Below are 21,203 nucleotides of genomic sequence, written 5' to 3'. Positions count from 1 at the left end.
TCAGTGTACCGGTCCGGTGGCACGGATCCGGACCGCGGCGTCGCGGGCCAGCTGGTCCACCCGTTCGTTGTCCGGGTCGCCGGAATGGCCCTTCACCCAGCGCCAGTCGATGGTATGGGTCAGCGTGGCGGCGTGCAGGCGCTCCCACAGCTCGCGGTTCTTGACCGGGGCGCCGCCGGCGGTCTTCCAGTTCTTGCGGATCCAGCCCGGCAGCCACTCGGTCAGGCCCTGGCGCACGTACTGGGAATCGGTGAACAGCACGATGTTGCACGGTTCGGTCAGGGCTTCCAGGCCCGAGATGGCGGCCATCAGTTCCATCCGGTTGTTGGTGGTATGCGCTTCGCCGCCGCTCAGTTCGCGCTCCTGCGTCTTGTAGCGCAGCAGCGCCGCCCAGCCGCCCGGCCCGGGATTGCCGAGGCAGGAACCGTCGGTGTGGATCTCTATCGTCTTCATTGAATTCCAGATCAGGTCGCCACGGTGCCGGGCCAATGACGGACCGGCAGTGGCGTAGGTCCCGGCAGGGCCAGGGTGCGTTTTTCGGCGGAGAACAGGCAGGCCGCGCGCAGCGGTGCCAGGCTGCGCCGGCCCGGCGCGCGGTCGCGCCACATCGGGCCCAGGTAGCTGAGGTCGTCGCAGGCCAGGCCGGCCTGCTCCAGGGTGTGGCGCAGCCGCTGCGGGGTGCGCACCACCAGTCCGTGCTGGCGCCACTGGCGCCGGAACGGGCTGAACGGGTTGAGCGTGGACAGCCACAGCCGGCCGCCGGGCATCAGCACCCGCTCGCATTCGGCGATCAGCTGCTCGGCATCGCGCGCGGTGACATGCTGCAGGACGATGGCATTGATGCTCTCGCTGGGCAGCGGCAGCGGCAGCCCGCAGTGGGTATCGCCGGCGTAGCCGGCACCGTGCCGGTGCAGGCGCAGGCCGCGGCCGGGCAGCTCCGGGGCGGCGGCCCAGGCCGGGGTCGGGCCGATCCACAGCCACGGGGTGATCGGGTGCGCGGCCAGCAACAGCAGCAGGCGCTGCAACTCCAGCTGGCACAACGCTTGCGCCGGTTCAGTATCAAACCAGGATGCGACGGAAACTTGACGGGGGCTCGGCGCGGCGGGCATGGTCCAATTCTATGCGACTGACCGCCCTACCCGCATTCGCGGACAACTACATCTGGGCCCTGATCGCAGCCGACGGCGCGGCGATCGTGGTCGACCCCGGCGATGCCACCCCGGTTCTGGCTGCCGCAGCGCAGCAGGGATGGCGCCCGCAGACCGTATTGCTGACCCATCACCACGACGACCATATCGCTGGGGTGGCGGCACTGCAGGCCCGGTTTGCGGGGCTGCAGGTGTACGCACCGGCCGATCCGCGGATACCGCTGGCCACCCACCGGGTGGCTGAAGGTGAACGTATTCAGGCATTGGGGCTGGGGATCGACGTAGTATCCGTGCCCGGACACACCCGCTCGCACGTGGCGTTTCACACCGCTGAACATCTTTTCAGCGGCGACGCACTGTTCAGCCTGGGCTGTGGACGCATGTTCGAAGGTACGCCGTCCCAGCTTCTGGCATCCCTGCACAAGCTGGCGTCCCTGCCGCCGCACCTGCTGTTGTGCTGCGGGCACGAATACACCGTGTCAAATGCCGTCTTCGCGCGGCATGTCGACCCCACCAACGCTGCGTTGCTGCAGCGCCATGAGGAGGCCCTGGCCATGCGCCGCGATGAACGCCCCACGCTGCCGGTAACCCTGGCCAGCGAGCTGGACTGCAATCCGTTCCTGCGTACCCGTACACCCTCGATCCAGCAGGCCGTCAGTGCCCACCTGGGTCGCCCCGTCACCGATGAAGTCGATGTCGTCGCAGGTCTGCGCGGCTGGAAAGACGGATTCGGTACATGACCGGGCGATTGTTGCCGCTCGCGTTCGGCCTGGCGTTGAGCATGGCCGGTGGCGCGAGCGCCCAGTCGTTGAGCGTGGGGATGTCGCAGAACGTGGCCGGGCTGTCGCAGCTGCCGCTGGACCCGGCCGCCCTGCCCCCCGCCTCGGTACGCAACGGGCAGGAGATCTTCGCCAGCTTCCGCGCCGGCCTGGCCGAACCCACCTGCAATGCCGACGCCACCAGCCCGCGCTGGCAGAAGCAGTTCGCCCATGCGCCCTCGCGGCTGGCCAACCAGGACGATGATGCCCTGGTGCTGTTCGGCTATGTGGTCGAAGAGCTGCGCAAGTCGGACCTGCCCACCGAATTTGCGCTGATCCCGTTCGTGGAAAGCGGCTACCGGCCCAATGCGCGCAACGGCAGCGGCCCGGCCGGGTTGTGGCAGTTCATCGCCACCACCGCCCGGAACCACCGCGTGCAGATGACCGCCGGTTATGACGGTCGCCTGTCGGCGGTGGATTCCACCCAGGCGGCGGTGCGCTACCTCAAGACCCTGCACGGCATGTTCGGCGGCGACTGGCGCCTGGCCACGATGGCCTACAACGCCGGCGAGTACCGGATCCTGCAGTCGCTGCGCAAGGGCGGCATGAACGCGCAGAACGCGCGCCCGGCCGAACTGCCGGGGCTGTCGCCGATCACCTATGCCTACGTGGAGAAGCTGCACGCGCTGGCCTGCGTGCTGGAAAACGCCGAAACCTCGCCGACGGTGATGGCCTCGCTGGACCGCACCGTGCCGGTGCTGAAGGGCCACCCCCTGCCGGCCGGCACCAGCGTCCAGCAATGGGCCGCCCAGCGCGCCCTGGACCCGGCGCGGATCGCTCGGCTCAACCCGGCCCTGGCCAGCGGCAAGGGCCGCCCGGCCGGCCAGGTCACCGTGCTGGCCCCGGCCAGCCACGCCCCGGTCGATGCCAGCGTGATGCTGGCTGCGGCGGTGGATACCGCTGCGGCCAAGGCCGACAGCCCTGCGGTCAGCGCACCGGCGCCGCGCGTGGCGCGAACGGTGGCCAGCAGCGCCGATCGTCCGCGCAACCGCCGCCATACCGTGCGCGACGGCGAATCGCCGTGGACCATCGCCCGCCGTTACGGCATGCCGCTCAAGGCCCTGCTGTCGCTGAACGGGCTCACCGGCAGCAGCGTGCTCAAGCCCGGCGCGGTACTGCGGGTCGAGGACTGAGGCGAGCCCACGCCGGCCTTGGCTGGCGGCTGTGAACCTAAGCGATGCCCGGCACTGCCGGGCATCGTCATTTTCGGGTGGAGCTTGGCAGGCTGCCGTTGGAAGCAGGCTTCTTCGACCGGGGTCATGCCCTACCGCACTGATCGGCGTGGTCGGCAGTCGGCTGGGGCGCGACCCTACCAGGCACCCCTTCCCGCCGCGACGTCGGTGCGATGCTTCTCCGCCCCCCACAATGCACAAGGCCCGGCAATGCCGGGCCTTGTGCTGCCACTGCAACCGATCCGGTTACAGGTTGGCTTCTTCGGTCTGCACCTTGTAATGCTTGCGCATCGCGTCGATGTAGGCCTTGGCTGCGGCCATGCCGTCGATCTGGTCGAGCTGGTCGCGGAAGGCCTTCTGCTGTTCGGGCTGCACCTCGGCCAGATTGGCCGGGGTGACCTTGGTCACCGCATACACCAGGTAACGGCCCTGCACGACCACCTTGCCGTAGCTGGGCTTGCCTTCGGCCGGCAACGGCGCGCTGAACACGGCGCGGTTGATCTCCGGGGTCGGCACCGGCTGGGTGCGCGGCAGGCCCGGCAGCGGGCTGACCCGCAGCTTCTCGCCCACGGCCAGCGCCTGCAGGGTCTGCCCTGCCTTGAGCTTGGCCAGCAGCGCATCGGCCGCCTTTTCCGAGGCCAGGCGGGTGCGGTCGGCGCGGACGGCGGCGATCACCTGCTCACGGGCCTTGTCCAGCGGCAACGCCTGTTCCGGGCTGTGCTCGGTGACGCGGATCATCACGCTGTGGTTGGGCGTGATCTCGATCGGGTCGCTGACCGTACCGTCCTGGGTGAGCACGTCGGAGAACGCCGCACGCTGCACGGCCGGGTTGGCGGCGATGCCGCTGGCGGTGGCGCGGGTGAACGGCCCGGCGGTCTGCACCGGCAGGCCCAATTCCTTGGCCGGGCCTTCCAGCGAGGTCGGGTTCTTGTTGACCAGGTCGACCAGGCGGCCGCTGAGGTCGGCAAACACGCGCTCGTTGTCGGCCTTGAGCTGCTCGGCGGCCAACTGGTCGCGCACCGCTTCGAACGGACGGCCTTCGCCGCCCTTCAGCTCGCGCAGCAGCAGCACGTGGTAACCGAAATCGGTCTTGACCGGGCCGGTGACTTCGCCGGCCTTCATCGCAAACAGCGCGTCTTCGAACGGCTTGACCATCGCGCCGCGCTCCACCCAGCCCAGGTCGCCGCCGGCGTCCTTGGAACCGGGGTCTTCGGAGTTGGCCTTGGCCAGGGCGGCAAAATCGGCGCCCGGCTTCTTGGCCTCGGCGGCGATGCCGGCGGCCTTGGTTTCGGCGGCCTTGAGCTTGGCCGGGTCGCTGCCGTCGGCGGCGATCAGGATGTGCGAGGCCAGGCGCTGTTCGGGCGCGGCAAAGCGCGCCTTTTCGTCCTCATAGCGCTTGCGCAGCGTCGCCTCGTCGGCCGGGGTGGCCGCCGGCAGGTTGGCGCCGTTGATTTCCACATATTCCAGCGACACGGTTTCGGGCTGGCGGAAATCCTTGGTGTGGGCGTCGTACCACTGCTTGATCTGCGCGTCGGTGACCGCGGCGGTGTCGGCCGGCAGTTCCGGCAGTTCGGCCAGTTCGACGTCGCGGGTCTCGCCAAGCAGCTTGAGCAGGCGTTCGGTTTCGGCCTGGGTGGTGAAGCCCGAGCTCTGCAGCGCCGAAGGGATCACCGACTGCTGGATGCTCTCGCGCACCAGGGCCTCGAACTGGGTCGGGGTACGCGGCGGGTTGCCGCCAGCCAGGGTGAGGCGGTACTGGTTGTCGTTGAACTTGCCGTCCGGGCCGAGGAAGGCCGGGATCGCCGCGATGTACTCGCGCACGGCGTTGTCGCCGATCACGATGCCGGACTGCTCGCCGGCCAGGCGCACGACCTGCTCGTCGACCATCTGGTCGAGCACGGCCAGCTTGTTCTCGGTGCTTTCGAACTGGCGCGGATCGAAGGCTTCGCCCTGCTGCTGGCGCGCCTGCTGGCGGGCCTGCTCGAAGCGGACGCGGAAGTCCTGCGAGCTGATCTCATGATGCTGCCACAGGAACGACATCGGCCACCACGACGGCGCCGAGCGCCACCAGGTCGGCGGCGCGGCCACCTTGGCCACGTTCTGTGCGCCCACGCCACCAAGGTAGCTGGAGTCGATCACGAACAGGAACGGAATCATCAGCAGCCCCAGGATCACGGTAACGATCCAGCCTGAGGTCTTGTCGCGAAGTTTCTGCAGCATGGGAGGAATCACAAGGCCTGATTGGCGAGCCCGGCAGTGTAACCCGCTTCGCGGCCGGCACCAAAAGCGGCCCGGAACGAGGCAGGACAAGGATCTGCGCCATTGTCGCGGTCGGCCACCTGCGGCCCCGGCATGGCCGTGCCGCCGCCCATCGCGCATACTGGCCGGTCAAGCGGCGTGGCCCCGGTGCGGCCTGCTGCAATGCTCAAGGAGGACAGGGCCATGCGCATCCTGGTTACCGGTGCCTCCGGCTTCATCGGCGGCGCCCTGCTGCGGCGGCTGGCGGGCCTGCCCGGCGTGCAGGCGATGGGGGTGGCGCGGCGTGCGCTGGCCCTGCCGCACTACGCCCAGGTCGACCTGTCCGGGCCCTTCGAGCTGCCCTTCCGCCCCGACGTGGTGGTGCATGCCGCCGGCCGCGCAGCGCCGTGGGGCAGCCCGGCCCAGTACCAGCAGCAGAACGTGGAAACGACCCGGCAGGTGATCGCCTTCTGCCGCCGTGCCGGCCTGCCACGGTTGCTGCATCTGTCCAGCACGGCGGTGTTCTACCGTGAGGCGCACCAGCACGGCCTGCACGAGGACAGCCCGATCGCCCCCCCGTTCCTGAACGACTATGCGCGCAGCAAGGCCGCCGCCGAGGCGCTGGTGGCCGGCTACGAAGGACCGTCGTGCATCCTGCGCCCGCATGCGGTGTTCGGCCCCGGCGATACCGTGCTGATGCCGCGCCTGGCTGCGGCCGCGCGCCGCGGCGGCCTGCCGGTGCTGGTCAGCCGCGGTGGACCTGTGCAGGTCGACCTGATCCACATCGACACGCTGGTGGAGTACCTGCTGCGCGCCGCGCAGGCACCGCGGCTGGCCGCGGCCTACAACCTGACCAACGCACAGCCGATGGAACTGCAGGCATTGCTGCAGCGCCTGCTGTCGGGACTGGGGCTGCCGCAGCCCAGGCGGCGCGTGCCGACCGCCCTGGCACTGCGCGCGGCCGGTGCGCTGGAACTGGCCTGGCGCGCCCTGCGCCTGCGCGGCGAGCCGCCGGTGACCCGCTTCGGCGTGGCCGCCTTCGCGTTCTCGCGGACCTTCGACCCGCGCCGCATGCTGGCCGACCTCGGCCCGCCGCAGCAGGACCTGGAGGCCGGCATCGACCGCTTCATCCACTGGCAGCGTGCGCAATGGACGGCCTGAGCATCGCCAGCGCGCTGCTGGCCCTGGCCTACCTGCTGCTGCTCGGCCTGAAGGCCGCCGGCGCGGCCAGCGTGCTGCGCCGACAGCCGCCCCGCCGCCACCAGCAGACACCGTTCGACGGAACCGGCGTGGCCATCCTGCAGCCTATCCTCGGCGGCGACCCGTTGTTGCCGCAGGTCCTGCAGCACACCCTGCAGGCACTGCCGGGCGCGCACTTCCTGTGGCTGCTGGACCAGACCGACGCGCCCGGCCGGGCGACGGCCGAGGCGTTGTGCAGCGCCCACCGGCAGCACCACATCACCTGTCTGCTGCATCCGGCCGCGCCGCAGGGCATCAACCCGAAGACCTTCAAGCTGGATGCGGTGCTGCCGCGCGTGGAAGAACCGGTGTTGCTGGTGCTTGATGACGACGCACGGCTGTCGGCGCCGGCACTGGCGCAGATGGTGGACGAGCTGCGGCATGCCGACCTGGTCACCGCCCTGCCCTGCTACCGCGACGATGGTGCCGCAGGCGCCCGCCTGATGGCGCAGTTCGTCAACAACAATGCCGCGCCCACCTACCTGGGCCTGCTGCCCTGGCTGTCGCCGCTGTCGATCAACGGCATGTGCTACGCCATGCACACCGCGCGTCTTCGCGAGCTTGGCGGTTTCGCGCCGTTGCGGCACATGCTGGCCGACGATCTGGCCCTGGCCCGCGCCCTGCGCAGCCAGCACGCGCGCCTGCACCAGTCCACCGCCTGCGTGGAGGTGCAGACGCATGTGCCGACCCTGCCGCGTTACGTTCTGCAGATGCACCGCTGGATGCTGTTCGCGCTGCTGTTGCTGCGCGATGAGCGGCCGGCCCTGCGCGCGCTGATCGGCGTGCTGCACGGGCTGCCGCCGTTGCTGCTGTGGGGCCTGCTGGTGCTGGCGGTGCTGCCGCCATTCGGCTTGCCCGGCGTGGTCGCCGCGGCAGTGCTGGTGCTGCGCGCCGGCACGCTGGCCGCACTGCAGCGCCGGGCCAGTGGCCGCGCGCGCCATCGGCCGCTGGCCTCGTTGATCGCCGAGCTGCTGCAGCCGCTGCATCTGCTGCACGCGGCCTGCAGCCGCCGCATCCGCTGGCGCACCCACGTTTACCGCGTGCATGGCAATGACCAGTTCGATGAAGTCTGATGCCATGCCGGCCAGCACCACCGGCCTGCAGATCGCATTCCTGAGCGGCCAGAGCGACCCGGCGCGCTGCGCGCTCAGTCCGGCGCAACACGCCTTCGGTCAAGCCCTGCTGGCGCCCGGGCGGGCACTGCATCCCTGCAACTTTCCCTACGATGCGGGCACCCCGCCGTTCCGGCCGGCACCGCTGTTGTCGGCCAGCTGGCACAACACCCGGCACTACCTGCGCTCGCGCCATGCCGGATTCGCGCAGGCGCACCGTCCCGCGTTCGAGCAGTTGCTGCATGCCGCGCCGCACACCCTGCTGCTGGCCGGCAGCTGTGGCCTGGAACTGCTGGCCAACCTGGCGCTTCCCGAAGCACTGGCGCAGCGTCTGAGCGTGCTGGCCTATGGCCCGGTCGCGCGCCGCACCCCCGCTGCGGCCCGCCTGCTGGTGCTGGTCGGGCGCCAGGACTGGATTTCCCGGCTGGGCTGGCACGGCCCGCGTACCTGGGTGGACAGCGGCCACCTGCACTACCTGCAGCGGCCGCAGGTGCTGGCCCACGCCAGCGCCTTCGCCGCGGCCATCGAGCGCACCCACGCATGAAGATCGAACTGCTGGCCCCGCCCTACAGCGGCCACCTGCACCCGGTGCTGGCGATGGCCCGGCAGTTGCAGCCGCACCATGAGGTGACCGTGCTGAGCACGCCCGGTGCGCAGGCGGCGATCGGCGCCAGCGGACTGCACGGTGAGGTGCTGCTGTGCGCCGAGCAGGAAGCAGCCCTGTGGCAGATCGCCAATCCGCCCAGGCCGGTCAAGGCCAACCCGCTGCGCCTGCACGCCCAGTTGCGCCAGGCCCTGCGCCTGATGGAGCAGATGCGCGGCACGCTGCAGCAGCGCTGGGCCGATTCGCGGCCGGACCTGGCGATCGTGGATTTCACCTTGCCACCGGCCGGCCTGCTGGCCGCCGAGCTGGGCATCGCCTGGTGGACCAGCCTGCCCTCGCCGTGCGTGCTCGAATGCGCCGATGGCCCGCCCCCCTACCTGGGCGGGCTGTCGCCGGCGCGCAACCGCTGGCAGGCCCTGCAGCATGCCGCCGGGCGGCGGATGACGCGCCTGTTCAAGCGCGGCGTGCACGCCTGGCAGCGACCGTCAATGCGCCGCCTGGGGGTCGCATCGATCTATCGGCCCGATGGCAGCGAGCGGGTGTACTCGCCCGAGTGCATCCTCGCCCTGGGCGTACCGGAACTGGAATTCCCGCGGCGCTGGCCGGCGGCGCTGCAGTTCGTCGGCCCGATGCTGCACACCCCGCCAAGCGCGCATCCAGCACCGCCGTTCGTGCCCGGCGCACGCCATCTGCTGGTCACCGCCGGCACCCACCAGGACTGGGTCAAGCCACGCCTGGCCGAAGCGGCCGCGGCGCTGGCGCGCCTGCATCCGCAGTGGCAGGTGCACGTCAGCGACGGCCACCAGGACAGTGCGGTAGCGCCCATGCAGGCGCTGCCGAACCTGCATCGGCTGCCGTTCGTCGATTACGCCCGGCACCTGCCCGGCTATGACCTGGTGCTGCACCACGGCGGCGCCGGGGTGATGTACCACGCGCTGCGCGCGGGCGTGCCGGCCCTGGTGTTTGCGCTGGATTACGACCAATTCGACCATGCCGCGCGGCTGCAGGCGGCCGGCGCGGGGTTATGGCTGCGCGACCTGCAGGATCTGCCGGCGGTATTCGCCGCTGCCCTGCGCGGCGATGCGTTTCCCGGGCTGGCCACGCTGCAGGCGTCGGTACGGCAGCACATGGCCGCCGACGCGGTGCTGGCACGGGTGGAGGCGTTGGCCAGGTAGGCCCGGGGCCGGACCTGGACAATGCGATACCGCAATCGGCGCATCCAGCTGCCAGCCGGACCTGCTGCGTCACCTGGAGGACAAAAAAAAGCCCCTGGCTTTCACCAGGGGCTTCTCAAAGATTGGCGGAGCGGACGGGACTTGAACCCGCGACCTCCGGCGTGACAGGCCAGCATTCTAACCAGCTGAACTACCGCTCCGCACTTGAAACTTTGCAGGCGCTCATTCTATCCGAAGATATTCAGAAAACCTACCCCGATATGCTGCTTTTCGAGGATTTTTCATAACTGGCGGAGCGGACGGGACTTGAACCCGCGACCTCCGGCGTGACAGGCCAGCATTCTAACCAGCTGAACTACCGCTCCGCATTGAACCTTTGCTACTTTCCCCGGCAACCTGCGGTCGCTGGAGAAAACAAGGCCCCCGATCGCTCAGGGGCCTCGTTGAAACTGGCGGAGCGGACGGGACTTGAACCCGCGACCTCCGGCGTGACAGGCCAGCATTCTAACCAGCTGAACTACCGCTCCACATTTCAAACGTCTACTGGCGGTGCTGTGGTGGGTGCTGAGGGTTTCGAACCCCCGACCCTCTCCGTGTAAAGGAGACGCTCTACCGCTGAGCTAAGCACCCCAGCAAGCCGCTTAGTTTACGGCATCCTTCAGGGCTTTGCCAGCCTTGAACGACGGATTGTTCGATGCAGCGATCTTGATGGTGTCGCCGGTCTTCGGGTTGCGGCCGGTGCGGGCAGCGCGCGCGCGGACCTGGAACGTACCGAAGCCAACCAGCGTCACCGCGTCACCGCCCTTGAGGGCCTTGGTGACGGAAGCGATGACAGCATCGACGGCGCGGCTGGATTCGGCCTTGGTCAGGTCGGCAGCCTCGGCAACGGCGTCGATCAATTCGGTCTTGTTCATTCTCTACAGCTCCTTTGGCGGGGATTCCGCATGTTCGACAGTGAAGCATCCGACCCAGACGGCGACCGGATGCCAGTGAAGTTCTCGATTCGCCGAATTCAGCGAAATGCTGATGTGCGAGTGGTGCTTTTATACCAGTGCACCCCTACCCGCGCAAGCTGAAAAGCCAATAACGACGCGGGTTTCGGCGATTTCAACATGTCGCGTCAGTGCTTGACGCGCGTGGTGGAAGCTGTCTTGCCCTTGCCGCGCACTGTGACGCGCGCCCCATCCTTCCTGGCCTTCTTCGGTGTCAGCGGGGTCTCCAGGGCCAGGTCCAGCACCTCGTCGATCCACTTCACCGGGATGATCTTCAGGTCGCGGGTGACATTGGCCGGAATATCGGCCAGGTCCTTGCGGTTCTCCTCCGGGATGATCACCGTGGTGATCCCGCCACGCAGCGCGGCCAGCAGCTTCTCCTTGAGCCCACCAATGGCGGTGACGCGGCCACGCAGGGTGATCTCGCCGGTCATGGCCACTTCGGCGCGGATCGGCACCTTGGTCAGCGTGGACACCAGCGAGGTCACCATGGCAGCGCCGGCGCTGGGGCCATCCTTGGGGGTGGCGCCGTCGGGCACGTGCACGTGCACGTCGTGCTTCTGCAGGAACTCGTTGTCGATGCCCAGTCGCTCGGCGCGCGAACGCACCACCGACAGGGCGGCCGAGGCCGACTCCTTCATCACGTTGCCCAGCTGGCCGGTCAGGATCAGCTGGCCCTTGCCCGGCACCAGGGTCGATTCGATCTGCAGCAGATCGCCGCCGACCTCGGTCCAGGCCAGGCCGGTGACCAGGCCGATCTCGTTCTGCTCCTCGGCGCGGCCGAAGTCGACCCGGCGCACGCCCAGGTACTTGTCCAGGTTCTTGCCGTTGACCACCACCAGCGCCTTCTTCTTCGCGCCGGCCTTCTTGCCGGCCTTGGCCGGCTTGGCCGCCGCGACCGGGCCGGCCAGGGCGATCTCCTTGACCACCTTGCGGCAGATCTTGGCCACTTCGCGTTCCAGGTTGCGCACGCCCGATTCGCGGGTGTAGTAGCGCACGATGTCCTGGATGGCGTCGGCCTCGATCTCCAGCTCTTCCGGCTTCAGGCCATTGGCCTTGATCTGCTTGGGCACCAGGTAACGCATGGCGATGTTGAGCTTCTCATCCTCGGTATAGCCGGGGATGCGGATCACTTCCATGCGGTCCAGCAACGGGCCGGGGATGTTGAGCGAGTTGGAGGTGGCAACGAACATCACCTCCGACAGGTCCAGGTCCACTTCCAGGTAGTGGTCGTTGAAGGCGTTGTTCTGCTCGGGGTCGAGCACTTCCAGCAGCGCCGAGGACGGATCGCCACGGAAGTCCATCGACATCTTGTCAATCTCATCGAGCACGAACAGCGCGTTCTTGCTGCCCACCTTGTTGAGGTTCTGCACGATCCGGCCCGGCATCGAACCGACGTAGGTTCGCCGATGCCCGCGGATCTCGGCCTCGTCGCGCACGCCGCCCAGGCTCATCCGCACGAACTTGCGGTTGGTGGCCTTGGCGATCGACTGGCCCAGCGAGGTCTTGCCCACGCCGGGCGGGCCGACCAGGCACAGGATCGGGCCCTTCATCTGCTTGACCCGGGTCTGCACCGCCAGGTACTCCAGGATGCGGTCCTTGACCTTGTCCAGGCCGAAGTGGTCGGCGTCCAGGGTGTCCTGCGCGGCCTTGAGGTCCTTGCGCACCTTGGTGCGCTTCTTCCACGGCACGCCCAGCAGCCAGTCCAGGTAGTTGCGCACCACCGCCGCCTCGGCGGACATCGGCGACATCTGCTTGAGCTTGTTCAGTTCGGACTTGGCCTTGGCCTCCACCGGCTTGGGCATGCCCGCCTCGGCGATCTTGCGGGCCAGCTCGTCCAGCTCGCCCGGCGCATCGTCCAGGTCGCCCAGTTCCTTCTGGATCGCCTTCATCTGCTCGTTGAGGTAGTACTCGCGCTGGCTCTTTTCCATCTGCGACTTGACCCGGCCGCGGATGCGCTTTTCCATCTGCTGCACGTCGATCTCGCCGTCGACCAGGCCGACCAGCATTTCCAGCCGGTCGCCGATCTGCAGGGTTTCCAGCAGGCGCTGCTTGTCGGCCAGGCGCACGCTGATGTGCGCGGCGATGGTATCGGCCAGGCGCGCCGGCTCGTCGATGCCGGCCAGGGTCTGCAGCAGCTCCGGCGGCAGCTTGCGGTTGGTCTTGACGTACTGCTCGAACAGCGACATCAGCGAACGGGCGATCGCCTCGATCTCGCGCGGCTCGCGCGATTCGTCCGATTCGATTTCATTGGCCAGGCCATGCAGCGCGCCCTCGCGCTCGGTGACCTGGGTGACATTGACCCGCGACAGGCCTTCGACCAGCACCTTGATGGTGCCGTCGGGCAGCTTGAGCAGCTGCAGCACCTGGGCCAGCGTGCCGACCTGGTACAGGTCCACGGCAGTGGGGTCGTCGGTCTCGGCCGACTTCTGCGCCAGCAACAGGATGCGCTTGTCCGCCGCCATCGCCTGTTCCAGCGCGTGCATGGACTTGTCGCGGCCGACGAACAGCGGAATGACCATGTGCGGGAACACCACCACGTCACGCAGCGGCAGGACCGGCAGGTCGAGAGTCTCAGTTGGGGAACGGGCCATGTGGGCTCCAGTTGGAACAGTGGGGATGGCCTCCGGGCGGCCTCGCCCGGATACAAAAAAAGCCGATGGCCTCGTTATGGGGCCATCGGCTTCTAGATGCAAGCTGTTCTGAAAAACTTCTTTCAATTCAATTGCTTGAACTGATTATTCAGCGCCCGCCGCCTTCTGTTCAGGCGCCGGCGGCGTCTGGTAGATCAGGTACGGCTCGGACTTGTGTTCGATCACCGATTCGTCCACCACCACCTTGCTGACGTTCTCTGCCGAGGGCAGGTCGTACATGGTGTCCAGCAGGACCGATTCGACGATGGTACGCAGGCCACGGGCACCGGTCTTGCGCTTGAGCGCCTTGCGGGCAATGGCGGCCAGCGCGTCCGGGCGGAATTCCAGTTCCACGTGCTCCATCTCGAACAGCTTCTTGAACTGCTTGGTGATGGCGTTCTTGGGCTCGGTCAGGATCCGCACCAGGGCCGCCTCGTCCAGCTCCTCCAGGGTTGCCACCACCGGCAGGCGGCCGACGAACTCGGGAATCAGGCCGAACTTGATCAGGTCTTCGGGCTCCACTTCGGCCAGGATCTTGCCCACTTCCTGCTTGCGCTCGGAACTCTTGACCTTGGCGCCGAAGCCGATGCCGCCCGAATCGTTGGAACGCGCCTGGATCACCTTGTCCAGCCCGGCAAACGCGCCGCCGCAGATGAACAGGATGTTCTTGGTGTCCACCTGCAGGAATTCCTGCTGCGGGTGCTTGCGGCCGCCCTGCGGCGGGACGCTGGCCACAGTGCCTTCGATCAGCTTCAGCAGGGCCTGCTGGACGCCTTCGCCGGACACATCGCGGGTGATCGACGGGTTCTCGCTCTTGCGCGAGATCTTGTCGATTTCATCGATGTAGACGATGCCCTGCTGTGCCTTCTCGACGTCGTAATCGCACTTCTGCAGCAGCTTCTGGATGATGTTCTCCACGTCCTCGCCCACGTAACCGGCTTCGGTCAGCGTGGTGGCGTCGGCCATGGTGAACGGCACGTTGAGCAGGCGGGCCAGGGTTTCGGCCAGCAACGTCTTGCCCGAACCGGTCGGACCGACCAGCAGGATGTTGGACTTGGCCAGTTCGACTTCGTCGTTCTTCTGGCGGCTCTCGATGCGCTTGTAGTGGTTGTACACGGCCACCGCCAGCGTGCGCTTGGCCCGGTTCTGGCCAATCACGTACTGGTCCAGCACCTCGAGGATCTCGCGCGGCTTGGGCAGCGAACTGCGCGCCGACTGCGCCTTTTCCTCGAGTTCTTCACGGATGATGTCGTTGCACAGCTCCACGCACTCATCGCAGATGAACACGCTCGGGCCCGCAATCAGCTTGCGCACCTCATGCTGGCTCTTTCCGCAGAAGGAGCAGTAGAGGATCTTGCCGGTGTCCGTGGAACGACCTTGGCGGTCTTCGCTCATGCTTCGCTTACCCAGTTACCCCACCCGCTGAACGGGGGTTCGATTCGAGAATAACACAGGGTCGGAAGGACGCCAGTCCGGCCCGACCCCGCGGAAACAAGCCGGTTTGCCGGCCTGGCTGCATCATCACGCCGGGGTGATCGACTCTTCCGGACGGCGTTCCAGCACCTGGTCGACCAGGCCGTAGGCCACCGCATCGACCGCGCTCTTGAAGTTGTCGCGCTCGGTATCCCGGGCGATGGTCTCCAGCGACTGGCCGGTGTGCTTGGCCAGCACCTCGTTCAGGCGCGAACGCAGGGTGAGGATTTCACGGGCGTGGATGTCGATATCCGAGGCCTGGCCCTGGAAGCCACCCAGCGGCTGGTGGATCATCACCCGCGAGTTCGGCAGCGCATAGCGCTTGCCGGCCGCGCCCGATGCCAGCAGCAGCGCGCCCATCGAGGCGGCCTGGCCGACGCAGATGGTGCTCACGTCCGGCTTGATGTACTGCATCGTGTCGTAGATCGCCATGCCGGCGGTGACCACGCCACCGGGCGAGTTGATGTAGATGCTGATGTCCTTTTCCGGGTTGTCCGCTTCCAGGAACAGCAACTGGGCGACCACCACGTTGGCCATGTGATCGTCGATCGGGCCAACCAGGAAGATCAGACGCTCCTTCAACAGGCGCGAATAGATGTCATAGGCGCGCTCGCCGCGGCTGGTCTGTTCGACCACCATCGGAACCATGTTCAGGGCTGTGGTTCGGTTGTCCATTAGTGAGGCACCTATTTGGGGGGAAACGACCCCGCGCCGGGGCGCGGGGCGTAAAACGCGGGCCGCTTACTGGCGGATCGCGTCCTGGAACGACAGCGACTGCTCGGTGTGCTGGGCGCGCTCGGCGATCCAGTCGATCACCTGCTCTTCCATCACGCGGTTCTGCAGCCCACCCATCAGCTGGGGGTCATTGCGGTACATCTCAATGACCTGCTCGGGCTCTTCGTAGGTCGAGGCGATCAGGCGCATGGTTTCATTCAGGCGCTTGGGATCCAGGCGCAGGTCGTTCTTGCGGGCCACTTCACCGACCAGCAGGCCGACCAGTACGCGCTTGGCGGCGGCGTCCTTGAAGCCTTCGTGGGCATCGGCCGGGATCTCGCCCGGGTTGCGGCCGCTGCGGCGGATCTGGTCGACCTGCTGGGCCAGCATGGCGCGGGCTTCGTTCTCGACCAGGCGCGGCGGCAGTTCCACCGAGGCGTAGGCGGCGATCAGCTGCTCACCCACTTCACGGCGCAGGCGGTTCATCAGCGCGCCCTTCAGTTCGCGCTCCAGGTTGGCGCGGATGTCGGTGCGGAACTGCTCCACGTCGCCGCCCTTCACGCCGAAACTCTTGATGAACTCGGCATCCACTTCCGGCAGCACCGGTGCGGACACGTCGACCACCTTGACGGTGACCTTGGCCTGCTTGCCCGCCAGCGCCGGTACGCGCCAGTCGGCCGGGAACTCCACGTCCAGGGTCTTTTCTTCACCCTTGGCCAGGCCGACCAGGCCCTGTTCGATCTGCTCGAACATCATGCCCTGGCCAACGATCACGCTGCCCTTTTCGCTGCCTTCGGCCGGCAGGCGCTCATCGCCGACCAGGGAGAAGGTTTCCAGCGCGACCAGATCACCGTCCTGGGCGCCACGGGTCACCGGGCTCCAGCTGCGGCGCTGCTCGCGCAGGTTGGTGATCATCTGGTCGATGTCCGCGTCGTTGATCTCGGCGGTGTGGCGCACCACGGTCAGCTTGCTGACGTCGACATCGCCGAAGTCCGGGATCAGCTCGACGGTGGCCACGAAGGAGAACTCGCCCTCTTCGCCCTTGTCGATGCGCGGGGTGCCGGCAATGCGCAGCTCATGCTCGCGCAGGGCGGCATCGAAGGTCTCACGCAGCAGGCCGTCGACGGCCTCGCTGCGGACCTGCTGGCCGAAACGCTGTTCGATCACCTTGGCCGGGATCTTGCCCGGGCGGAAGCCCTTGATGCGCGCGGTGCGGGCGATTTCGCCCAGACGGCCACTGATGTGGGTCTGCAGGCGGTCTTCCGGCAGCGAGAAGGTCAGGCGGCGTTCCAGATTGCCGGTGGATTCGATCGAAGCTTGCATGTTGACTCCTGCCACCGGCGGCAACGCCCCCGGCACGAATGGTTGGATGAAACGGGTTTTGGGCGCGGCGTACTGGACGCGCATGCCCGCCGCAGCCCTGTAGTTTCGCCGATATCGGCCAGCGCCGCCAGCGCGGGACCGGGAGGGGCACGGCGACCCCTGCCCCAGCATGTGGCCGTCTCCCCCGGTTGCGGACGTGCCCATGGTCATGGTGCCGGCCAAAAAGCCGGGCACTGGTGCGAAAGGGGGGACTCGAACCCCCACGCCTTGCGGCACTGGAACCTAAATCCAGGGCGTCTACCAATTCCGCCACTTTCGCGGGCGTGCTGCCCAAGCGCACATTGTTGCAGGGTGCGGGGGAAAGCTAAAGGCATCTGACCGGGTTTGTGAATGCGCGAGCGGGGGAGGGGCCCTTCTCATCAGCACCCAGATCCCCGCGGCTTCGCCGCGCCCCCTTGACTCAAGGGGGCTCTTCTCCAGCCAGCAACCGGAACGTCGGGCAAGAAAAAAGCCGCCTGGCGGACCAGGCGGCTTCTGTCTTGGTGGGCTGTCAAGGATTCGAACCTTGGACCTATTGATTAAGAGTCAACTGCTCTACCAACTGAGCTAACAGCCCGAAAATCGGGAGGCGAATTATGCGGGGATCCTGCCCCTGAATGCAAGTGTTTTGTTTGAACAGGCGGCAACGAGGAGCTTGGTAGATCCGGGCCATGCCCGGATGCGGCCGGCGGGATCGCGCGAATGCCGGCATTGTCGATCAGGACCGCGCGATGCCAAATCTTGTCGGGCTTCGCCCGATATCCGAGCATGGCTCGGACCTACGGGGGCTCTTCTCCAGCCAGCAACCGGAACGTCGGGCAAGAAAAAAGCCGCCTGGCGGACCAGGCGGCTTCTGTCTTGGTGGGGTAGCTGCCGCGCATTCGCGCTGCAGCCCCACGTTTGGCTGCGCAAAACGCGGGCCCCTTCTCATCAGCACCCAGATCCCCGCGGCTTCGCCGCGCCCCCTTGACTCAAGGGGGCTCTTCTCCAGCCAGCAACCGGAACGTCGGGCAAGAAAAAAGCCGCCTGGCGGACCAGGCGGCTTCTGTCTTGGTGGGGCAGCTGCCGCGCATTCGCGCTGCAGCCCCACGTTTGGCTGCGCAAAACGCGGGCCCCTTCTCATCAGCACCCAGATCCCCGCGGCTTCGCCGCGCCCCCTTGACTCAAGGGGGCTCTTCTCCAGCCAGCAACCGGAACGTCGGGCAAGAAAAAAGCCGCCTGGCGGACCAGGCGGCTTCTGTCTTGGTGGGCTGTCAAGGATTCGAACCTTGGACCTATTGATTAAGAGTCAACTGCTCTACCAACTGAGCTAACAGCCCTGAAAACTCAGGCGCACATTGTAACCGCGATGCCGCCTTTTGCAACCCTGATTCACTTTCGATGAACCAGTTTTTGTCAGTGGGGTGGCTGAGGGGACTCGAACCCCCGACCACCGGAATCACAATCCGGAACTCTAACCAACTGAGCTACAGCCACCACTGAAACCTTTGCTTCCTGACGCATGCACCCGATGGTGCGCCCGACAGGAATCGAACCTGTAACCGCCGGCTTAGAAGGCCGGTGCTCTATCCAGTTGAGCTACGGGCGCCCTGGCTGGATTATCGCATTTCAATCCTGTTTTGCGCAGGCTTGGTCGGGGTAGAGGGATTCGAACCCCCGACATCCTGCTCCCAAAGCAGGCGCGCTACCAGACTGCGCTATACCCCGGTGGTAAGTCCCTCGAGGTTCCCCCCGAAAGAGTCGGCTATTGTGGGAATCTGCGCAGCATCTGTCAACGCTTATTTCACATTGTCGTACCTGCCACGGTCCGGTCCGGACGTATCGGCTATGCTCCACACAGCGGCCGGATGGCCGGACCCCTACCCCTTCAAGGAGATTGGCAATGCGCAGCGGCAATCCCGCACTTTCCGAGTCGACCTTCCTCGACCTGGCCAGCGGCTCGGTGGTGAGTTCGCCCGACCAGGTGATGACCATCAACGGTACCGTCAACAAGACCGGCGTACTGCTGTTGTTGACCGTACTGACCGCGGCGTTCGCCTGGAGCCAGGCCATCGATGCCAACGGCCTGCCCACCTCCAGCGCGATGCTGTACGCGATGGGCGGTGCGATCGGCGGACTGGTGCTGGCGCTGGTCACCGTGTTCAAGAAGGAGTGGTCGCCGGTCACCGCGCCGATGTACGCGCTGGTCGAAGGCCTGTTCCTGGGCGCCATCTCGGCGCTGTTCAATGCCAAGTTCCCCGGCATCGTGATGCAGGCGGTGATGCTCACCTTCGGCACCCTGTTTGTGATGCTGGCCACCTACCGCAGCGGCCTGATCAAGGTCACCGAGAACTTCAAGCTGGGCGTGGTCGCGGCCACCGGCGGCATTGCGCTGCTGTACCTGGCCTCGTTCGTGCTGGGCTTTTTCAACATCAACATCCCGATGATCCATGAAGGCGGCTGGCTGGGCATCGCCTTCAGCCTGTTTGTGGTGGTGGTGGCCGCGCTGAACCTGGTGCTGGACTTCGACTTCATCGAAACCGGTGCCGCCGCGCGCGCGCCGAAGTACATGGAGTGGTACGGCGCGTTCGGCCTGATGGTCACCCTGGTGTGGCTGTACATCGAATTCCTGCGCCTGCTGTCCAAGATCCAGCAACGCTGATCGCAGCAAGCGCAGCACCGCACAAAGGGCGCCTTCGGGCGTCCTTTTTCATGCGCGGCTACCCGGCCGCATCGACCTGCCCGGCGTAGTGCCCGGCCAGGTAGTCCACCAGCGCGCGCACCTTCGGCGCCAGTGCGCGCGCATGCGGGTACAGCGCGAAGTAGCGGCGCTGCCCGCCATGCCAGGCCGGGAGCACCCTGACCAGGCGGCCGCTGCGCAGGTCTTCCTGCACGGTCAGCGCAGTGAACAGGCTGATCCCCATGCCCGCCAGCGCGGCGGCATGCAGCGCCGGGGTGGCATCCACGCGCACGCGCTGCCCGACCTCGACGCTGGCCCGGGCCGCGCGCGGGCCCTGCAGTTGCCACGGTGCGGCGGCCCCGGCGGGGCTGAAGGCCAATAGCGCGTGCCGCTCCAGGTCGGCCGGCTGGCGTGGCAGACCGTGGCTGGCCACATAGGCCGGCGCGGCGACCAGAATGCGCAGGCAACACGCCAGTTCGCGCGCGACCAGTTGACTGTCCGGCAACGTCGGGGCGATACGCACCGCCAGGTCGAAACCACCGCCGACCACGTCGACCAGCTGGTCATCGGCCGAAAGGTCCACCGACACCTGCGGGTAGCGGGCGAGAAACCCCGGCAGCCAGTACGGCAACTCCTGGCTTGCCACCACCTGCGGCACGCTGATCCGCAACCGCCCGCTGGGCGCGGCCTGCCCGGCCCGGGCGCGGTCATCGGCCAGTTCCAGCCGCTCCAGCAGCGCCACCGACTCGCGGTAGTACTCGCGCCCGGCCTCGGTCAGCGACAGGCGCCGGCTGTTGCGGTCGAGCAGTCGCACCTGCAGGTGCTCTTCCAGTTGCCGCAACTGCCGCGACATCGCCGAATGGGTGGTCCCCTGCCGTTCGGCAGCTGCGGTGAAGCTGCCGGCCTCGACGATGGCGCGCAGCGCACGCAGGGAGGCGAAGTGGTCCATCGGCAGGCAGCTCCGGTAGGCGGGCCCGCCGGTTGCGGGCCCGGCCAGCTTATCAAGTGCCGTCGCCGGCCCGGCGCACCGGCAGGGCCAGGATCGCATCGGTGGCGAGGACTTCGCCGAAGGCATCCTCGACCTGTGCCAGCGATGCTTCATGCAGCGCGCGGTGGCCGATGCGCCCGCCACCGGCCAGGTCGAGGTCGCGGCTGGCGGTGGCGTCGGAGGCCACCAGCACCCGATAGCCGCGCGGGGCGGCGGCGCCATCGCGTGCGGCGCCAACCACGCAGGCGTGGGTCTGCAGGCCGGTGATGATCAACGTATCGATGCCGGCGTCTTTCAGCACCTTGTCCAGCACCGCGGCCGAGGCGCCAGCGAACACGCTCACGTTGTCCTTCTGGATCACGGTTTCGCCGCGACGCGGTTGCATGTCGCGATGGAAGGCGACGTTGACGCTGCCCTGCGCAAACAGCGGCGCGCCGGCCGGCAGCACATGCTGCACATGGATGATGCGGATACCGCGGGCATCGGCGAAGTCGACCACGCGCCGCGCCTGGCGCAACGCGGCCACGCCATCGGGAATGACCATGCGCCCGCCGGCAAAGCCGGGCGCCGCGTCGGCGGCGAAGTACTCGTTCTGGAAATCGATCACCAGCACGGCGGTCCTGGCCGCATCCAGTGCGGTGGTGGCCGGGGCACCGGCGAGCTGGCGGAGGGTGGGATGGGCCGGGTCGGCGGCCAGCTCCGGGCTGGCGGTGGCGGCCATGCCGATCAGGCTGGCCAGGGCAAGGGTGGAGAGATTCATGGAAGCGCACCTGCATCAGGGAAAGTGGACACAGGATGCGGTGCGGCGAGCGCACCAACCAGCCCTGTTTTCACACATCATCTGTGCATTTTTCGCACAGACACCCAGCCGATGCC

18 protein-coding genes and 10 tRNA genes are annotated in these 21,203 nt (G+C 67.3%); 7 read left to right on the top strand and 21 right to left on the bottom strand.

All coding sequences use genetic code 11. The features are described 5' to 3' along the window. Together rnhA and AC3ITM_RS04560 are read right to left on the bottom strand one after the other, a co-directional pair. Window positions 1-453 (bottom strand): ribonuclease HI, encoded by a 453-nt coding sequence (rnhA, locus tag AC3ITM_RS04565; RefSeq protein WP_228886705.1) that lies wholly within the window; start codon window positions 451-453, stop codon window positions 1-3. Between the two features lie 11 nt (window positions 454-464). Continuing rightward, on the bottom strand, window positions 465-1,109 hold the full coding sequence (locus AC3ITM_RS04560) for a methyltransferase domain-containing protein (RefSeq protein WP_489268738.1): 645 nt from the start codon (window positions 1,107-1,109) through the stop codon (window positions 465-467). Window positions 1,110-1,120: 11 nt separating this feature from the next. Here AC3ITM_RS04560 and gloB point away from each other — a divergent pair, with 11 nt between their 5' ends. Together gloB and AC3ITM_RS04550 are read left to right on the top strand one after the other, a co-directional pair. Then, the gene (gene gloB / locus AC3ITM_RS04555) at window positions 1,121-1,888 is read left to right on the top strand and encodes a hydroxyacylglutathione hydrolase (RefSeq protein ID WP_489268736.1); all 768 of its coding nucleotides are present in this window, start codon (window positions 1,121-1,123) and stop codon (window positions 1,886-1,888) included. Continuing rightward, a complete protein-coding gene (locus tag AC3ITM_RS04550; protein ID WP_489268734.1) occupies window positions 1,885-3,099 on the top strand; it encodes a lytic transglycosylase domain-containing protein in 1,215 nt (404 codons plus the stop codon). Before gloB ends, AC3ITM_RS04550 begins: the two co-directional genes overlap by 4 nt. Window positions 3,100-3,384: 285 nt before the next feature. Here the strand turns inward: AC3ITM_RS04550 and AC3ITM_RS04545 are convergent, their stop codons facing one another. Both AC3ITM_RS04545 and AC3ITM_RS04540 read right to left on the bottom strand, forming a co-directional pair. After that, window positions 3,385-5,358: a peptidyl-prolyl cis-trans isomerase gene (locus tag AC3ITM_RS04545; RefSeq protein WP_228886701.1), complete on the bottom strand. Its 1,974-nt coding sequence runs from the start codon at window positions 5,356-5,358 to the stop codon at window positions 3,385-3,387. Between the two features lie 8 nt (window positions 5,359-5,366). Continuing rightward, window positions 5,367-5,582 (bottom strand): hypothetical protein, encoded by a 216-nt coding sequence (locus AC3ITM_RS04540; RefSeq protein WP_489270151.1) that lies wholly within the window; start codon window positions 5,580-5,582, stop codon window positions 5,367-5,369. Here AC3ITM_RS04540 and AC3ITM_RS04535 point away from each other — a divergent pair. From AC3ITM_RS04535 to AC3ITM_RS04520, 4 genes are read left to right on the top strand one after another with little or no spacing between them, the layout of a single operon-like run. Then, a complete protein-coding gene (locus AC3ITM_RS04535) occupies window positions 5,560-6,537 on the top strand; it encodes an NAD-dependent epimerase/dehydratase family protein (RefSeq protein WP_228886700.1) in 978 nt (325 codons plus the stop codon). The two genes, AC3ITM_RS04540 and AC3ITM_RS04535, sit on opposite strands and share 23 nt — an antisense overlap. Beyond that, window positions 6,534-7,688, top strand: a complete 1,155-nt coding sequence (locus tag AC3ITM_RS04530) for a glycosyltransferase (RefSeq protein ID WP_489270025.1) — start codon at window positions 6,534-6,536, stop codon at window positions 7,686-7,688. The genes AC3ITM_RS04535 and AC3ITM_RS04530 overlap by 4 nt, the downstream gene beginning before the upstream one ends. Next, window positions 7,666-8,271 carry a hypothetical protein gene (locus tag AC3ITM_RS04525; protein WP_489270024.1) on the top strand — a complete coding sequence of 202 codons (606 nt, stop codon included), beginning with the start codon at window positions 7,666-7,668 and terminating at the stop codon, window positions 8,269-8,271. The genes AC3ITM_RS04530 and AC3ITM_RS04525 overlap by 23 nt, the downstream gene beginning before the upstream one ends. Further along, window positions 8,268-9,506 (top strand): glycosyltransferase, encoded by a 1,239-nt coding sequence (locus AC3ITM_RS04520; protein ID WP_489268732.1) that lies wholly within the window; start codon window positions 8,268-8,270, stop codon window positions 9,504-9,506. Before AC3ITM_RS04525 ends, AC3ITM_RS04520 begins: the two co-directional genes overlap by 4 nt. A gap of 123 nt (window positions 9,507-9,629) precedes the next feature. Here the strand turns inward: AC3ITM_RS04520 and AC3ITM_RS04515 are convergent. From AC3ITM_RS04515 to AC3ITM_RS04445, 15 genes are all read right to left on the bottom strand, one after another. Beyond that, window positions 9,630-9,706, bottom strand: a tRNA-Asp gene (locus AC3ITM_RS04515). Between the two features lie 88 nt (window positions 9,707-9,794). Then, window positions 9,795-9,871, bottom strand: a tRNA-Asp gene (locus tag AC3ITM_RS04510). An 85-nt stretch (window positions 9,872-9,956) separates the two neighbouring features. Continuing rightward, window positions 9,957-10,033, bottom strand: a tRNA-Asp gene (locus AC3ITM_RS04505). A gap of 28 nt (window positions 10,034-10,061) precedes the next feature. Then, window positions 10,062-10,136, bottom strand: a tRNA-Val gene (locus AC3ITM_RS04500). An 11-nt stretch (window positions 10,137-10,147) separates the two neighbouring features. Then, a complete protein-coding gene (locus tag AC3ITM_RS04495) occupies window positions 10,148-10,420 on the bottom strand; it encodes an HU family DNA-binding protein (RefSeq protein WP_228887584.1) in 273 nt (90 codons plus the stop codon). A 206-nt stretch (window positions 10,421-10,626) separates the two neighbouring features. After that, on the bottom strand, window positions 10,627-13,092 hold the full coding sequence (lon, locus tag AC3ITM_RS04490; protein ID WP_489268730.1) for an endopeptidase La: 2,466 nt from the start codon (window positions 13,090-13,092) through the stop codon (window positions 10,627-10,629). Between the two features lie 144 nt (window positions 13,093-13,236). Then, a complete protein-coding gene (gene clpX / locus AC3ITM_RS04485) occupies window positions 13,237-14,526 on the bottom strand; it encodes an ATP-dependent Clp protease ATP-binding subunit ClpX (RefSeq protein ID WP_228887582.1) in 1,290 nt (429 codons plus the stop codon). A gap of 126 nt (window positions 14,527-14,652) precedes the next feature. Next, window positions 14,653-15,279, bottom strand: coding sequence for an ATP-dependent Clp endopeptidase proteolytic subunit ClpP (gene clpP, locus AC3ITM_RS04480; protein ID WP_228887581.1), 627 nt, complete (start codon window positions 15,277-15,279; stop codon window positions 14,653-14,655). Between the two features lie 66 nt (window positions 15,280-15,345). Further along, on the bottom strand, window positions 15,346-16,641 hold the full coding sequence (gene tig, locus AC3ITM_RS04475) for a trigger factor (RefSeq protein ID WP_489268727.1): 1,296 nt from the start codon (window positions 16,639-16,641) through the stop codon (window positions 15,346-15,348). A gap of 234 nt (window positions 16,642-16,875) precedes the next feature. Beyond that, window positions 16,876-16,960, bottom strand: a tRNA-Leu gene (locus AC3ITM_RS04470). Window positions 16,961-17,181: 221 nt separating this feature from the next. Next, window positions 17,182-17,257 (bottom strand) — tRNA-Lys (locus tag AC3ITM_RS04465). Window positions 17,258-17,923: 666 nt separating this feature from the next. Beyond that, window positions 17,924-17,999: transfer RNA gene (locus AC3ITM_RS04460), tRNA-Lys, on the bottom strand. 80 nt (window positions 18,000-18,079) lie between these two features. Beyond that, window positions 18,080-18,156: transfer RNA gene (locus tag AC3ITM_RS04455), tRNA-His, on the bottom strand. A 35-nt stretch (window positions 18,157-18,191) separates the two neighbouring features. Continuing rightward, a tRNA-Arg gene (locus AC3ITM_RS04450) sits at window positions 18,192-18,268 on the bottom strand. Window positions 18,269-18,310: 42 nt separating this feature from the next. Beyond that, a tRNA-Pro gene (locus AC3ITM_RS04445) sits at window positions 18,311-18,387 on the bottom strand. Window positions 18,388-18,562: 175 nt separating this feature from the next. Here AC3ITM_RS04445 and AC3ITM_RS04440 point away from each other — a divergent pair. Then, window positions 18,563-19,321, top strand: a complete 759-nt coding sequence (locus AC3ITM_RS04440) for a Bax inhibitor-1/YccA family protein (protein ID WP_489268725.1) — start codon at window positions 18,563-18,565, stop codon at window positions 19,319-19,321. A gap of 58 nt (window positions 19,322-19,379) precedes the next feature. Here AC3ITM_RS04440 and AC3ITM_RS04435 read toward each other — a convergent pair whose 3' ends face one another. Both AC3ITM_RS04435 and AC3ITM_RS04430 read right to left on the bottom strand, forming a co-directional pair. Beyond that, window positions 19,380-20,288 (bottom strand): LysR family transcriptional regulator, encoded by a 909-nt coding sequence (locus AC3ITM_RS04435; protein ID WP_489268723.1) that lies wholly within the window; start codon window positions 20,286-20,288, stop codon window positions 19,380-19,382. Window positions 20,289-20,340: 52 nt separating this feature from the next. Further along, on the bottom strand, window positions 20,341-21,087 hold the full coding sequence (locus tag AC3ITM_RS04430) for a cysteine hydrolase family protein (protein ID WP_489268721.1): 747 nt from the start codon (window positions 21,085-21,087) through the stop codon (window positions 20,341-20,343). Window positions 21,088-21,203: the final 116 nt, after the last annotated feature.

It is taken from the genome of Stenotrophomonas sp. KH_029 (genome assembly GCF_057839765.1).
The sequence above is the reverse complement of the archived record's forward strand: the minus strand, read 5'-3'. Positions and strand labels throughout refer to the sequence as shown.